The sequence below is a fragment of the Pontibacter akesuensis genome, from assembly GCF_001611675.1.
Taxonomy (GTDB): Bacteria; Bacteroidota; Bacteroidia; order Cytophagales; family Hymenobacteraceae; genus Pontibacter; species Pontibacter akesuensis.
Genome location: NZ_CP014766.1, coordinates 4,417,598 through 4,432,029, shown reverse-complemented (window position 1 = coordinate 4,432,029; position 14,432 = coordinate 4,417,598). Strand labels below are relative to the sequence as shown.

Genomic DNA, 14,432 nt, shown 5'->3' with positions numbered 1-14,432 from the left:
GAGTTGAATAAAAAAATAAGAACGACTCCTGCGAAGATAGCTAAAGTGACACGTTTAGCAGCGGCAATTCTTTATCTAAAATCTGCCGCGCGTTTAGCTGTTTTACCTGATGGTTAATCTGCAGCCGGTCACCCGGGTTTGAAATTTCCTTGTCGGCATCGTGCAGGAGCATTAGCGCCTCCCTGTAAAGTATAGGCTTCAGGTGTGGCCGCGACTGCACCTTGTAAAGCAAACTGTGCAGCAAGTAGAGCAACCGTATCACAATTACACTGCTGCCCTTGCCATACAGGCGTATCGGGCCGAGGCACATGGCGTACAGGTTGCCAAACGTTTCGTGCTCAAACCGTATGCGTGCTTTGCCCTTCTTGTCGTACAGCACCTTTTCGTCCGTCAGGCGCATTCGCAGCGAGAACAGTGCCGTCAGGTAATCGATTGCTTTGATGGCCGTGCCGGGGTCGTTAATGCCGGGGCTCAGCGCTTTTACCGCACTTTCAGTTATATGCTTAAACCCAAACAGGTAATTAACGCTTGGCCGCTCTTCCCGGAAAAAATCTACATGGGCAAATAGCTTATCGGTAAAGCCATCCATGTCATCTATGGGTTTATCCGTGCGGGCAAAGGGCACTCCTTCCACTAAAAATGCCCCCAGGGGCTGTTCGAAATATAGCGCCACATTATATTCACTGCAAATCTCCAGCACGGCTCCCCGGTCCATGTTCTGAATGTAACCTGTCTGCGGGCTTTTAAGCGGGTGCCACGTTTTGTCTGTGTCGAACACGCCTGGTATACCTGTTCCTTTGTCTTTGGCAATTTCGTCGTTAAGCCTGTCTGAAGTAACGTGATAAATACTCTCCAGTATACTTTCAATCTGGATCGATTGGGAAATGGAATGAATGAAGTAGACAAAGAAGCTTAAGCACAATATGGTAAAGCACATCGCCAGGAAAATCGAAAAACCGGGCAACGGAATACTGTAATAATCCGCGTGGATGTTCACCATGATCACGAGCGTGTAGATCAGGGTGCCCAAGTATAAACCCAGCACACGCTGGTTAGATTTGTAGGAAATGAGGCCCGGAATAACCCGTGGGGTAAAATTGGCGCTTGCCTGGTTCAGCACCAGCATCACCATTGTAAAGCTAAATACCGTTAGGGAAATAATTCCTGTGGTGATCGAGCTAAGAATCAGCCGTGCCGTCGCCTCATCGGTGATGATCATGAAGGGCAGTTTGTCTTTAAAGCTCTTGCTTAAGCCATTCGCCTCCATGTATAGCATAAAGAGCGATAGCCCAAAAAAGAACAGTGATATAATGGAGGGGTAGAAACCTATGCTATTAATGATGTAGCTATAGGCAAATTTAAACCGGCTCGTAATTCTTTCCATGTAAGTTGCAGGGGTTTGAGACTGAAATGGGCAGTATAGAAGTTTACTTATACCTGGAGCGGGAGGTTGTACTTATGTTTGCGCTGTCTTCCACTGTTGAGGTTCTGTTTACAAAGGCACTAAGGATAAACTTAAATTAAACTTCTCCCAAGCGCATTTTATACTTGTAAAAGCAGCAGCGCGTCTTCTTGTTCAGCTCAGGTAATGAAATGTATGTTCAGAATCAGTTTCCACGACAGAAGGATTGATCAAATACAGAACCTACAGGGCAACAGAAGTAGAAACTGTTTTGCCTTCCTTTCAGAACCTGAGGTTAAGAAGGCTGGTAACATACAAAGCTGTTGTCTTTGTAGAGAATGACTATTTGCTCGACCTGCTTTGCGGTTGATGAGAAAACGGGCACTGGCCCCGCGTGGCGTTGCGGCTCCGGCTGCTTTAGTTGTCCTGGTTCTGGTGCAGGCGAAGCCGCTTGCTGTGCAGCGGAAGCAACGCTGAGTTTCATTTCCCCCTCGCCCAGCAGCAGCCAGTTGGGATCAATGTCTCTAAAGGCACTCAAGATCTTCACGATTACATCCAGGCTAGGCTTGTTGCGCTCGCTTAGAAGGTGGCTCATGGTAGCTCTTTGAATTTCGATGGCATCAGCGAATTGCGTGGAGGTAAACTCCTTATATTCCATTAACTGGCGAATTCTTTCGATCATAGGAAGAAGAGGTATACCAGGTAGACGAATTTACAATTGTAATGTTGTCTGTTTACAATTATAAACAGTAGATATACATTTGGCAATACCTTCCGGTATAACTGTTAGTTCTCATTTGCTCTAACTGAATAGCCTGCATATCGAAGTTACTAAATCCTCACCCCTTATATTTAATTTATTATATATGTGCCATTGTGTCAGGCTTAAAGATGCGCTTTGTGGATAACTTCAGTTATCCACAAAGCGCATAAAATCAGTTTCATACTTCTCCTTTCTGCCCTCCTGCTCAGCTATACTTTCTGTGAGTTCTGCATGAATGTGCAATTTGGCAGCGCATGTGTCAGTTACTTGTTCAAGTGTATCAAAAGCAACGGGGCAGGCTTGATGACGTCTTCGTCAAACCTGCCCCGCTAAGGAGTTATTCACTGCTTTTTATTTTACCTCCAGCACACCATGCATTTTATGCCAGTGGTCCGGATACGTGCACACGAAACTGTAGTAGCCCTTTTTCAGGGGTGCTGTAAACTCCAACTCCACCGTCTGCCCTGGAAGTGCCATTGGAGATGACGCAATAACAGCAGGTGAATTGGGTACATAGTTGCCGGAGGCCCCAACCTCTTCAGCAGCCAAGGCAACCTGTTTATACTTCCCCGGTTCGGTGAACACCACATTGTGCACCATCGGCATATCTGTGCCTTCATTTACAAAAGTGAGTTTTACAAAAGCCCCAGGCTCTACTTCCAATGTATCAGTATCATACCTGATTTCGTCCAATGTATTTCCAAGGGCGCGAAGGGTGAGTTCCTGTTTTTTTTGTAAGGTAGTGTCAGTCTCCGAGGCAATGGGGGCGCTTGCCACACTAGAGGAATCTGTGGGTATATTCATTTCCTTCGTACTGCTATCTTCTGCCTCGGGCTGGTTGCAAGCCAAAAGCATTACCGGTAGCAGCAGCAGGTAACTATATTTTTTTCTCATGCCTCATGCTCTTTTAAACTACTGGAGCAGCCGGTTGGGCTGCTCCAGTAGTTTATCATTTAAGTTTATCCGAAATAATCGTTTTCAAGTTTTTTGTCGTGCCCGTAAATGTCCTCCCGGAAATGGATGTCCCCATTGTCATCAACCCAACTGGTAAAGTATACCAGGTATACCTGCACCTGCTTCGGTAAGGTCACCCAAGTCTCTTCACCCGATGTCATGGTTTGCTTTATTGTCTGCTCATTCCATTCGGGCATTCCCTCCAACAGGTAGTCTGCCAGTTTCACAGGATACTGCACCCGCACGCAGCCATGGCTAAAGTCGCGGTTCGTCTGGCTGAAGAGCGCATCGGCTGGAGTGTCGTGGAGGTAAACCGCATACTCGTTAGGGAACAAAAACTTGATCATGCCCAGTGAGTTTTTCGGGCCTGGCTTCTGGCGGATCCGGTAGTTGAAGTTATCCTCCGAAACATTGGCCCAGTCGATGGAATAAGGCGAAACCGACTGCGGTGTTTTGTCTTTCGTTACTACCTCCATGTTCTGACTTGCAAGCCAGCCGGGATTGTTCACCAACTTGGGTTTCATTTCTTTTGCCACAATGCTGTTCGGCACATTCCAATAGGGCGCCATCACCACATACTCCAGCTTGTCGCTAAATATAGGTGTTGAGTTAAGCGTCTTTCCCACAATAACCCGCATTTCCATTGTTTTTTTGTACTGGCGTTCTGCCTCAGGGTCATTATTGGGGTCTTCGTAAATATAGAGCTTGTACTCAGGTATGTTTACCCAGATGTACTTCTGATCAAGCTTCTTTGGCACCAGGCGTTTCGGAATCCAGCGCCAGCGCTCCATGTTGATCATGATCTGGCGGATACGGTCCTCCACCGGCACATTCAGTTGCTTCAGGGTGTTCCCTCCCACTACGCCATCTTCCTTTAGTCCATTCAGCATCTGGAATTTCTTCACCTGTGCCACCAGCTGGGCATCATATGTCTTCATTTTAGGGTCGGTAGCGGCAAAGGTCTGGCTGGGGTTCAGGCGCTTTCTTAAGGCTATAACGGCTTGAGCAGTATCGCCCTGCTCGAGCTTTTTGCGGTTGCCGAGCTCCACTTTAGGCCAGCCGCCCCTGCTCTCGAGTTCCCTGTATTCCTGTAGCTTTTCCCGAAGGCGGGTATAGCCGGTATGGAGGGCCTCAAACTCATAGTAGGGATATGTACTTTCCCGCTCCTTCAGTATCGTTTGAAGTGCCTTGTGGAGCTTGATCTTGTTACGCTTCACATCCCACTGAGCATCACTGGCGTTGAGTTGGGGATTGGCGCGGCCCCGGTAAAAATCTGAGGCATAGTTGAAGTATGAGGCCGTGAGGGCCACATCAATTTCTTGCTGCAGCGCCAGGCGGGAAGAGTCCTGTGGCTCCAGCTGTTTGTACTGCTGAATCATCTTCTCCAGGTCAACCACCTTATAATTCTGCGGGTCAAGCCCCTCCTGTTCTGATTTATCTATTACCTCCAGAAACTTTTGGGTCTGTGGTACGAGCTCGTTTTCACGGAACCAGGCGAGTTTGTAATCACGGTCTCCGTAAAAGTGAAACATCAGGTCGTTAAATTCCTTGAATTCCGGCTGCTTGCTGATGTATTGCTTTACAAAAACACTGTCGGTAGAGGCTTGGGGCAACTCCTTTTTACCAAAAAGGCCGTCGGTGATGTTGCCTTCTTTGTTTTCTTCTGAGTTTCCGCATCCGATCAGCAGCGATGCCGATAAAGGAAGCAATAAGCCATATCTGAGATATTTTGATTTGAAGGGGTTCATGTCTGTGTTGTTTGGTTGTGCGGACTTTTGTGTAATGCGCAAGAACGCATTATAAGCAGCAGCCTGATATAAGTAAAGTGCAATAAACAAGCTGCTATTGCCTTAAAAAAGGCGGTGCAACTACATGTACTTCAAAAACTGTTAAAAAGTTGTGCCCCCGATGCAACAGCCTTTTACTTAGCTGAGGCAAGTATAAATTGCGTTGATAAGGCGCCCTATACTTGTGTTGCAAATATGGTGCCCTGAGAGATGAAGCTTGCCTGAAGCGGCACATTTTAACAATTCGACCAGTTTAGTTATCTTTCGCTTAAACTATCCGACAAAGACAATGAGATTCTATCACCACTGCTTACTTAGTTTGGGCGTGGTCGCAAGCCTTCATCTTGCCTCCTGCTCCACCACCACAAATGAAAAAGAGACTATGACAACAGAACAAACCGCCCTGGACAATGTAGCGGTAGATGTTCACAGCTTTGCCAATCCTGCAGAGGCGGTGGCCAAACACCTGGACCTGAACATTGACGTTAAATTTGATCGGAAGATATTAAGCGGAACCGCCGCTTACCGCATCGAAAACAAGACAGGGACAAACCAGATTATTTTTGACACCCGGGGCTTAAACATTGAGAAGGTTTTTCTGGGGGATCAGATGGAAGAGACGACTTTTGAGTTGGGAGAGGAAAAAGAATTCCTGGGGCGCCCGCTGGTCGTTAAAATCAAACCTGACACTAAAAAAGTAACCATACAGTATACCACCTCCCCTAATGCCGCGGCCCTGCAGTGGCTCAACCCGCAGCAAACAGCGGGCAAGCAGCACCCGTTCTTATTCACTCAGTCTCAAGCCATACTTGCCCGTACCTGGATTCCGATTCAGGATAGCCCGGGCATCCGCATTACCTACAATGCCACCGTAAAGGTGCCGAAAGAGCTTCTGGCTGTAATGAGTGCCGAAAACCCGGTGGAGAAAAACGCCACGGGCACCTATACCTTCGAGATGAAGCAACCGATACCGTCTTACCTGATGGCGTTGTCCGTTGGTGACCTGGTGTTCAGCGAGGTGGGGCCTCAGACAGGTATTTACGCCGAGCCTGCCACCATTCAAGCCGCCGCCTACGAGTTTGCCGAGATGGATAAAATGCTGCAGGCCGCCGAACAAATCTATGGCAAGTATAGATGGGACCAGTACGACCTGCTGGTGCTGCCGCCATCGTTTCCTTTCGGTGGCATGGAAAACCCGCGCCTTACCTTTGTAACCCCTACCGTGCTGGCCAAAGACCGCTCACTCACCAGCCTGATCGCCCATGAGCTGGCACACAGCTGGAGTGGCAACTTAGTGACTAATGCTACCTGGAACGACTTCTGGCTAAACGAAGGCTTCACCGTATACTTCGAGCGCCGCATTATGGAGCAACTGTACGGAAAAGATTACGCCAACATGCTGCAGGTGCTCGGCTACCAGGACCTGACCAACACGCTGAACGACATTGGCGCGGACAGTGAAGATACCCGCCTGAAGCTGGACCTAGAAGGGCGCGATCCTGATGAAGGGTTGACTGATATTGCTTATGAAAAAGGAAACTTCTTTCTGCGCCACATCGAAAATACCGTGGGGCGTGAGAAATTTGATGCTTTCATAAACAACTACTTTAATACTTTTGCCTTTCAAAGTATAGAGTCAGAAACGTTTCTGGATTTCCTGCGCAAGGAGCTGATTAAAGGCGATGAAGAGCTGGCAAAGGAAATCAACATCGAAGGGTGGGTATACTCTCCTGGGATTCCGGAAGGCTTTGTGGCGCCAACAAGCACCCGTTTCGCTAAAGTGGAAGAGGCTTTCCAGAGCTGGAAGGGTGGCAAACCAGCCGCACAGTTAAACACAAAAGAATGGTCGAGCCACGAGTGGCTGCACTTTATACGCCTGCTCCCTGAGCAGATGAGCCAGCAGCAATTAGCCGAGCTGGACAAGGCATTCAACTTTACCAACTCCGGAAACTCAGAAGTGCTGGCTGCCTGGTTCATACACGCCATCAACAACAACTACACCACCGCAGATAAAGCCCTCGAAACGTTCCTGACAAATGTGGGACGCCGTAAATTCCTGGTGCCTATTTACAAGGCATTGATTTCTACGCCGGAGGGAAAGAAGAAAGCACTTGCTATATATGCCAATGCGCGGCCGAATTACCATGCTGTATCTACCGTTACGCTGGATGAACTCCTGAAATAGCCTAAGGCGAAAAATGTAAAACAGGAAAAGGGAGGCCGTTATGGTCTCCCTTTTCTGTTCATGCGAAAGGCTCTGTTACCTTCCTACCTGCTGGTTAGGCCAGGCGAAGGTACAGAGCCTTTCCTACGTCTTTAGGCTCTTTACTTCTGAGCCTTTATGTTAATAGACTGCTCAGCAATCTGGGTCAGCAATTCGTCTGTTTTCTTTTCTTCGTCCAGCGTCATCTTCAGCTGCTTCAGCACGTCATCCATACCCAACTGCTTGGCATAAGTACAGGCCGTACCATAAGCGGCGATCTCATAGTGCTCCACACGCTGTGCGCAGGCAATCAAAGCGGCATCCATCACGCTTGCATCAGCGCGCTCGCTCATCATTGATTCCGCCTCTTTAATGATGCCTTCCATGGCCTTGCACTTCTCGCCTGAAGACTTTTCTCCTATTGTTTCAAACACCTTGTCAAGGCGCTCTATCTGCTTTTCGGTTACGTTCAGGTGATCTTGAAATGCCTTCTTCAGCTTATCAGAAGAAGTGGCTTCCATCATCTTCGGAAGTGCCTTCGTGATCTGCTGCTCAGCGTTATAAATATCTTTTAGTTCGTGGATCATCAGATCCTTTAAGTTGTTTAGTTTCATAGCTTGGAAAGGTTTCGCGTTAAAATAATCCTTTGTTACTGTCTTTGGCAATCTATACGGCACTGCTACTTTCGAGTTATACTAATATGACTTTTTGTTAGCAAAAAGCTTTAATATTGGGTTAATGGAATCTTGTTATAGTATATTTCATATATAGCGGCATATAAAAGCGGTAATATTACTTGTATTCTCTGTTGTATCCCTATACTTTTAAAATGAGCGTAGCAGAGGCGCGCGCAAACTAAACGCGCTTCTGCCGTATGATAATTGACCCTTAAAATTTTTACTTCAACTTAAATCACTCCCATCATTACCTGTGGATATACCAAAAGGAAAACTAATAGCAGTTGGCGGCAACGAGGACAAAGGCACTTACCCGAACCCGCGATCAAAGAAAAAATATTACCTGGATTTTTTTGAACTAGGCATCCTAAAGCGTTTCCTGAAAGAAATTCCTGCGAAACAACCCCATATAGAGGTTATCACCACGGCTTCTATGATTCCGGAGGAAGTAGGCGAGCGTTACCTAAGTGCTTTCAGCATTTTGGGTGTGGAGAACGTGAATTTAATGCATATCAAAACGCAGGACGATGCGAAGCTTTCTGAATACATTCAGCGTGTGAACGCCTGCGATGGTGTTATGTTTAGCGGGGGCGATCAGTCACGTATCACGCGCATGTTCCTGAACACTCAGATACTGGAAGTAATGAAACATCGTTATTGGCACGAACCCTTCGTTATTGCCGGTACCAGTGCCGGCGCCATGGCGATGAGCAAGCGCATGATAAAAGGAGGAAGTGCTCCGGAGTCGCTCCTGCGGGGGGCTGTGAAAATGGGTACCGGGCTTGAGTTGCTAGACAGTGCCATCATCGACACGCATTTTGTGAAGCGCGGCCGCTTCGGGCGTTTAATGGAGGCCGTGGTTTCCTATCCGAAAACTATTGGAATCGGGCTGGGCGAAGACACCGGTGTGCTGATCACAGAAGGCTGTAAGGTAGAGACCATCGGTTCAAATCTGGTGGTGATTGCCGACGGACATGAGGTAAAGTATACAAATATCAACGATGTGGAGAAAGGTCGCCCTGTTGCCATAGACCATATGGTGATGCACGTGCTCGCCAAAGGCAATATCTTTGATATCAACACCCGTACCTTCTATGCCAGTGAGGAGGCTTACCGCCACGCAAACCTACAGGAAACCAGTAGCTAAGTGTTTAAGCTAATATTCTTGCCTGCAGCATATAGTATATGTAAGACGGCTCGTTTGATATGAATATGCTACAGGCGAAGCAACTCATAGCATGTACAGCACAGGCGAAGCAACTCATAGCATGTACAGCAGCAGGTTCAGTAGTTTCTTTGCCCGCTGGATCTGTGAAACTTTTATACTTGCTCGTCTTTGTAGATGGCCACAAAGGCTTGCTGCTCCCCTGCTTTCTTTGCGCGATACATTCCCTCGGAATTAAAGGGCATTGCCACGTCACCGTTGGGCGCGATGGCAACAAGGCCGCCTTCTCCACCAAACTTAACCAGCTTCCGGTTAACTACCGCTTCACAAGCCTCCTGTAGCGAAAGCCCTTTGTATTCCATGAGGCAGGAAACATCATAGGCTACCACAGCGCGCATAAAATACTCCCCATGGCCGGTGCACGACACAGCACAGGTGGCGTTGTTCGCGTACGTACCCGCCCCGATGATGGGTGTATCGCCAATACGGTTGTAGCGTTTGTTCGTCATGCCTCCCGTAGAGGTGGCCGCGGCTATGTTTCCCGCGGCGTCCAGGGCTACGGCACCAACTGTACCGAACTTTTCGTCAGTGTGCACGGTGTGGTCTAACTGGTAAATATTCGTGTCGCGCACTTCGCTCCACTGCTCATACCGGAACTTATTAAAGAAATAGGACTCAGGGGCGAAATCCAAGCCGTGGTTCAGCGCAAACTCCTCAGCACCGTACCCACTCAGCATCACGTGGTCGGAGTGCTCCATGATGCTTCGGCACAATTGTATCGGGTTTTTGATGTTACGCACACCAGCTACCGCCCCGGCTTCCAGCGTACGCCCACACATAATAGCCGCGTCCATTTCGTGCTTTCCTTCCTTCGTAAACACGGCGCCTTTGCCGGCATTGAAAAGAGGGGAGTCTTCCAGCAGTGTCACCGCCAACTCTACTGCATCGAGGGCGTTGCCGCCTCTTGCCAGCACCTGGTGCCCCTCCTCAACAGCTTGTTTCAGCGCAGCCCGAAAAGCCTTGTCCTGTTCAGGTGAAAGGGATTTTTTCTCAATGGTACCGGCTCCTCCATGCAGGGCTATGGCTATGTTTTTCATGTATCGGTAAAATGTTAAGGTGTTGCTTCCCCTCTACGCTTGCTGCGAATGGGGTGTTATAATAGCTGATTTTTTTGGCGGAAAAGCCGTGATAAAGGCCTTTAACGGGACCTAATTTTAGCAGAAATTAGTTATCTTTGTTCTAAGTAAATAATCTATTCTAAATTCATTTATTATGTCTTTTGATATCCAAGGTAAGCTGTACGAGATCTTTGAAGAGCAACAGATCAGTGACAAATTCAAGAAGCGCGAGTTTGTGCTGGAGATTCCGGATGGCTCATACACACAGTACTGCAAATTTCAGCTGACGCAGGACAAGTGCAACCTGCTTGACACCTACAAGAACGGCGATGAAGTGAAAGTAACATTTAACCTTTCCGGCAAGCCTTTCACCAAAAACGGCCAGACCATGTACTTTACCAACCTGCAGGCATGGCGTTTAGAGTCGGCAGCTGCCGGACAGGCGGGTGCGCCAGCAGGCTCCCAGCAGCAGGATGCCCCTTCTTTCTATAGCAGCGACGCTGACATCGACTTGCCTTTCTAAGCAGATCTCAGCCAATTAACATAAACTTAACAGAGCGGGCCGTATAGGCTCGCTTTTTGTTTTATATTCAGCACAATGCCTTACCTTTTGAGCGCAGTACAAGTATAGGCAGTTACCACTACGGCTTACTTGCTGTTTCACTTTTCGCATACTCATGGACGAGCTACAGAAACTGATTTTCGGAGGAGAGAGCGACACCGTTGATTTTAAGCAGCGCGTGACGAAGCCGGAGAAAATTGCCCGAACGATGGTGTCTTTTGCCAACACGCGTGGCGGCACCATACTTGTTGGTGTAAAGGACAACGGCTATGTGTGTGGCGTGGACCCGGAAGAGGAAAAACACACGCTTGATCTGGCAGCTGGCTTTTACTGCGACCCGCCTGTGCTGTTGCAGTATGAGGAAATTGAGCAGGATGACCGAACAGTTCTGAAAGTGACTATAGCGGAAAGCAAGACAAAACCGCATTTTGCCAAAGTAAAGGAAGATGACTGGCGTGGTTTTGTGCGGGTGAAGGATACTAGCGTGCAGACCTCTAAAATGGTAGACAAAGTGATGGAACAGGAACCTTCCGCTTTTGAGCCGCTCCCGCTGGACCGCCACGAGACCGCTGTGCTGGATTACCTGCTCACACATCCGCGCATTACCCTAAACCAATATATGAAACTGGCAAACCTCTCCGAGCGCCGTGCCTACAGAATATTGGTGAAGCTCGTAATTCATGGCTATCTCCTGCTCCACGATAAGGAGAAGGAGGATTTCTATACCCTGGCTTAGCAGCTAGTCATCATTACTGCGCCATACTTGTACAGCGCCTGTCTTGTAGCGGCATAGACTACTTCAAAAAAAATATCAAAAACTAAATATTTATTCACCTCTATCCCTGATTTATAATTTATTAGCTGTCAAGGGTATAGCTATTTAATAAGAACTTTACAGCTTTCCGCACCCTTCTTTCCCCTTCTCCCACAGGCTCAGCACCATGGCCTGTCCCCCGAATCTATCGTAAACAGGAGAAACAGCGTATGCCGCTGCACCCAATCTCAGCTGCTACTGCTAACATGGTTTCACCCTAACCCCATACCTATGGCGCATGCAACCAAAGAGACCGCTCCTGCCGCTAAATCCACCCGCAGCAAAGGCAGCAACCTAACCGTAAGTAAATCCGCAAAACCAGCCGCACAGAAATCAAAAGCACTGGACACGCAACAGAAGAAAGTTTTTGTGCTCGATACTTCTGTCATACTCTATGACCACAGCGCCGTCAGGAATTTCCAGGAGCATGATGTGGCTATTCCGATCACGGTGCTGGAAGAACTCGATAACTTTAAAAAAGGCAATGACATCAAGAACTTCGAGGCCCGGGAATTTATCCGCTTTATCGATAAGCTGTCGGCTGAGCACAAATTGCAGGAGTGGCTGCCGCTGAACGGCAAGAACAAAGGCAACTTTAAAGTGCTGATGAACCATGAGACGAAGGGTGTGGGGGCCACGGAAATCTTCGGTGACAAGAACGACCATCGCATTCTGAACGCAGCGCTGCAACTGCAGGAGCAAATGCAGGAAAACAAGGTGGTGCTGGTCACAAAAGACATCAACCTGCGTCTGAAAGCCCGTGCTTTGAATATCACCGCAGAGGATTATGAAACCGGAAAGATACAGGATGTGGCAGGCTTGTACACCGGCAACGATACAGTTGAGGATGTACCCGCTGAAAGTATAAATGAGTTGTATGAGCAAGGCTTTTGCGCTGTTGAGAAAGTACTGAAGGAGGCGCCGGCCGACAACCACTTCTTTATACTTAAGAGCTTCAAGAATTCCATACTTGCCTTTTACAACGCTACCGAGAAACGGCTGGAGCGCGTGGACAAGCACACGGCTTACGGCGTGAAACCCCGCAATGCCGAGCAGGCGTTTGCCCTGCATGCATTGCTGAACCCGCAGATAAAGCTGGTGAGTATACAGGGCGTGGCCGGCACAGGTAAAACCCTGCTGGCGCTGGCCAGTGCCGTAGAGCAGCGCCGCGACTACAAGCAACTGTACCTGGCGCGCCCGGTGGTGCCGCTAAGCAACAAAGACATCGGCTATCTGCCCGGCGACATTAAGTCAAAACTGAACCCGTACATGGAGCCGCTTTGGGATAACCTGAAGTATATACAGAACCAGTTCTCCGAAACAAGCAAGGAGTACCAGAAACTGCGCGAAATGGTGGAGCTGGAGAAGCTGATGATCACCCCACTGGCGTACATCCGCGGGAGAAGCTTATCGAATATTATCTTTATCGTGGATGAGGCGCAGAACCTCACGCCGCACGAGGTGAAAACGATTATCTCGCGGGCCGGAGAGAACACCAAAATCATCTTTACCGGCGACATCTACCAAATCGACACGCCCTACCTGGATTCTCAGAGTAACGGCCTCTCCTACTTGATCGACCGGGCTAAAAACCACCCGCTCTATGCGCACATCACCTTGCAGAAAGGAGAGCGCTCTGAGTTGGCTAACTTGGCAAATGATCTTTTGTAGTATAGAGCATTTATAGAATCAGGTATCCTTCAATTAGAAAACAAAGAGCCCTGGCACAAGCTTATTCTTGCGCCAGGGCTCTTTATTTTCTATACGCTGTTTAGCTTTTCCGCCTCAGGTAGCGCTCCTCCAGAATCCGCATGTGGTGCAGTTCGTGTGCTGCCATCACATGGACCAGACCCCGAACGGTTATTCTTCTGCCATTGGCAATGCCTTCGGTGCTAAGCATTTCGGCAGTAAAGCTTTTAAACATGGCCATGTTGCTGCGCTTCACCAATTCGTACTCCTCCAGCAAATTGGTTAAAGGGCGAATGTTGGCTAAGGAGTTGTTTACATAGCGGTTCTCATCCCAACCTGGCAAGGAGGCTTCCTCAGCACGGCTGATACACAGGGCACGGTAGCCGAAAATGCGCTCGGAATCAATCATGTGCTGCAACAGCTCTTTCATGGTCCACTTTCCTTCGGCGTAAGTTTCCTCCGCACGCGTATCAGAAATGTTTTTGAACATATGCCTCAGGTCAGCCGTCTGCTTTTCCATCAGGAAAAGAACGTCCCCTTCAGGTAATAAGTCCATGTACCCATGGTAGTAATCCGGGTATTCGTCCGGAGCCGGTCTATTTATCGTCGTAGGCATTTGTAGTAGGTTTTAGGATGTCTTCTTTTTACTTTGGTTCTCAAGCAATATTTTTAGCCCCATCAGGCCTTTTTCCTGCTCCTGCTGCATCCGGCGTTTGAGCATGATCCCTTTTAGCTTCCCCTCGAAGGTTTGCGCCAGGGATGCATTTTGCCGCCACGTCAGCAGCGTACCATCCCGCTCAGGTTGAACTGTGAAGTATCCTTGCACCGTATCGTTTGCGCCGGGCAAATACTGCTGGTACACAAGGCTGCTGGGGCTGGTGCTTTCTGTAAAAATAATATGGCCATTTCCCACTTCGTCGCCGCTCCACTGCAGGCGGGCACCCTTCCCCTCAAAAGGACCACCGTACAGGTGAATAACCGAGGGATCGTCTTTTCTGTTGATGGCACTCCAGTTCGGCCATTCTGTGGGGTTATTCAGGTAACGGTACACCAGTGCCGGCTCCTGTACCAGGTGTATGCTGCGCTCCACTTCCAGCTGAGTGGGCAACAGGTAAGCAGCCCCATATGCGGCGGCTGATAAACCCAAAAGCGCGATCAAACCAATCTTTGGTAGCCTCATGTAGCGAAATTTTTAAAATGCGAGAGCTTGTATTATTTGCTGTCATCAATGTACCAATTTTAAGAAGCTATTGCGAGCTAATCAAGTGTTATAGGTATATTTATTTTAATATATTTAG

General features: G+C 48.4%; 13 protein-coding genes. 5 read left to right on the top strand and 8 right to left on the bottom strand.

Annotated features, from left to right (window positions below; genetic code table 11):
* Positions 1-40 precede the first annotated feature (40 nt).
* The 4 genes from A0W33_RS18795 to A0W33_RS18780 all read right to left on the bottom strand — a co-directional run bounded on the left by A0W33_RS18795 (position 41) and on the right by A0W33_RS18780 (position 4,867).
* Complete coding sequence (locus A0W33_RS18795; RefSeq protein WP_068839625.1) at positions 41-1,384, bottom strand: DUF2254 domain-containing protein; 1,344 nt, start codon at positions 1,382-1,384, stop codon at positions 41-43.
* Between the two features lie 313 nt (positions 1,385-1,697).
* Positions 1,698-2,084, bottom strand: a complete 387-nt coding sequence (locus A0W33_RS18790) for a helix-turn-helix domain-containing protein (protein ID WP_068839624.1) — start codon at positions 2,082-2,084, stop codon at positions 1,698-1,700.
* Between the two features lie 432 nt (positions 2,085-2,516).
* Positions 2,517-3,059, bottom strand: a complete 543-nt coding sequence (locus tag A0W33_RS18785; RefSeq protein WP_068839623.1) for a plastocyanin/azurin family copper-binding protein — start codon at positions 3,057-3,059, stop codon at positions 2,517-2,519.
* 65 nt (positions 3,060-3,124) lie between these two features.
* Entirely contained in the window at positions 3,125-4,867 is a 1,743-nt protein-coding gene (locus tag A0W33_RS18780; protein ID WP_068840241.1) for a L,D-transpeptidase family protein, read from the bottom strand.
* A gap of 421 nt (positions 4,868-5,288) precedes the next feature.
* Between A0W33_RS18780 and A0W33_RS18775 the strand changes: the two genes are divergently transcribed.
* Positions 5,289-7,091, top strand: coding sequence for a M1 family metallopeptidase (locus A0W33_RS18775; protein WP_082815302.1), 1,803 nt, complete (start codon positions 5,289-5,291; stop codon positions 7,089-7,091).
* A 140-nt stretch (positions 7,092-7,231) separates the two neighbouring features.
* Here A0W33_RS18775 and A0W33_RS18770 read toward each other — a convergent pair whose 3' ends face one another.
* The gene (locus A0W33_RS18770) at positions 7,232-7,723 is read right to left on the bottom strand and encodes a YciE/YciF ferroxidase family protein (RefSeq protein ID WP_068839621.1); all 492 of its coding nucleotides are present in this window, start codon (positions 7,721-7,723) and stop codon (positions 7,232-7,234) included.
* Positions 7,724-8,039: 316 nt separating this feature from the next.
* Here A0W33_RS18770 and A0W33_RS18765 point away from each other — a divergent pair, with 316 nt between their 5' ends.
* A complete protein-coding gene (locus A0W33_RS18765; RefSeq protein WP_068839620.1) occupies positions 8,040-8,933 on the top strand; it encodes a cyanophycinase in 894 nt (297 codons plus the stop codon).
* Between the two features lie 173 nt (positions 8,934-9,106).
* On the opposite strand, the gene A0W33_RS18760 is transcribed toward A0W33_RS18765, so the two are convergent.
* On the bottom strand, positions 9,107-10,048 hold the full coding sequence (locus A0W33_RS18760) for an isoaspartyl peptidase/L-asparaginase family protein (RefSeq protein ID WP_068839619.1): 942 nt from the start codon (positions 10,046-10,048) through the stop codon (positions 9,107-9,109).
* A 175-nt stretch (positions 10,049-10,223) separates the two neighbouring features.
* On the opposite strand from A0W33_RS18760, the gene A0W33_RS18755 reads away from it, so the two are divergent.
* The 3 genes from A0W33_RS18755 (at position 10,224) to A0W33_RS18745 (ending at position 13,116) form a co-directional block, all read left to right on the top strand.
* Positions 10,224-10,592, top strand: coding sequence for a DUF3127 domain-containing protein (locus A0W33_RS18755; RefSeq protein ID WP_068839618.1), 369 nt, complete (start codon positions 10,224-10,226; stop codon positions 10,590-10,592).
* 154 nt (positions 10,593-10,746) lie between these two features.
* Positions 10,747-11,367, top strand: coding sequence for an AlbA family DNA-binding domain-containing protein (locus tag A0W33_RS18750; RefSeq protein WP_068839617.1), 621 nt, complete (start codon positions 10,747-10,749; stop codon positions 11,365-11,367).
* A 309-nt stretch (positions 11,368-11,676) separates the two neighbouring features.
* A complete protein-coding gene (locus tag A0W33_RS18745) occupies positions 11,677-13,116 on the top strand; it encodes a PhoH family protein (protein ID WP_082815301.1) in 1,440 nt (479 codons plus the stop codon).
* Between the two features lie 100 nt (positions 13,117-13,216).
* Here A0W33_RS18745 and A0W33_RS18740 read toward each other — a convergent pair whose 3' ends face one another.
* Both A0W33_RS18740 and A0W33_RS18735 read right to left on the bottom strand, forming a co-directional pair.
* Positions 13,217-13,750: a DinB family protein gene (locus A0W33_RS18740; RefSeq protein WP_068839616.1), complete on the bottom strand. Its 534-nt coding sequence runs from the start codon at positions 13,748-13,750 to the stop codon at positions 13,217-13,219.
* A 12-nt stretch (positions 13,751-13,762) separates the two neighbouring features.
* Positions 13,763-14,314 (bottom strand): SRPBCC family protein, encoded by a 552-nt coding sequence (locus tag A0W33_RS18735; RefSeq protein WP_068839615.1) that lies wholly within the window; start codon positions 14,312-14,314, stop codon positions 13,763-13,765.
* Positions 14,315-14,432: the final 118 nt, after the last annotated feature.

Bases quoted from the DNA above. Each gene is read 5' to 3' on its own strand.
- A0W33_RS18775 (WP_082815302.1), top strand. From the start codon at position 5,289: ATGACAACAGAACAAACCGCCCTGGACAATGTAGCGGTAGATGTTCAC.
- A0W33_RS18735 (WP_068839615.1), bottom strand. From the start codon at position 14,314: ATGAGGCTACCAAAGATTGGTTTGATCGCGCTTTTGGGTTTATCAGCC.
- A0W33_RS18795 (WP_068839625.1), bottom strand. From the start codon at position 1,384: ATGGAAAGAATTACGAGCCGGTTTAAATTTGCCTATAGCTACATCATT.
- A0W33_RS18780 (WP_068840241.1), bottom strand. From the start codon at position 4,867: ATGAACCCCTTCAAATCAAAATATCTCAGATATGGCTTATTGCTTCCT.
- A0W33_RS18740 (WP_068839616.1), bottom strand. From the start codon at position 13,750: ATGCCTACGACGATAAATAGACCGGCTCCGGACGAATACCCGGATTAC.
- A0W33_RS18760 (WP_068839619.1), bottom strand. From the start codon at position 10,048: ATGAAAAACATAGCCATAGCCCTGCATGGAGGAGCCGGTACCATTGAG.
- A0W33_RS18755 (WP_068839618.1), top strand. From the start codon at position 10,224: ATGTCTTTTGATATCCAAGGTAAGCTGTACGAGATCTTTGAAGAGCAA.
- A0W33_RS18750 (WP_068839617.1), top strand. From the start codon at position 10,747: ATGGACGAGCTACAGAAACTGATTTTCGGAGGAGAGAGCGACACCGTT.
- A0W33_RS18785 (WP_068839623.1), bottom strand. From the start codon at position 3,059: ATGAGAAAAAAATATAGTTACCTGCTGCTGCTACCGGTAATGCTTTTG.
- A0W33_RS18770 (WP_068839621.1), bottom strand. From the start codon at position 7,723: ATGAAACTAAACAACTTAAAGGATCTGATGATCCACGAACTAAAAGAT.
- A0W33_RS18790 (WP_068839624.1), bottom strand. From the start codon at position 2,084: ATGATCGAAAGAATTCGCCAGTTAATGGAATATAAGGAGTTTACCTCC.
- A0W33_RS18745 (WP_082815301.1), top strand. From the start codon at position 11,677: ATGGCGCATGCAACCAAAGAGACCGCTCCTGCCGCTAAATCCACCCGC.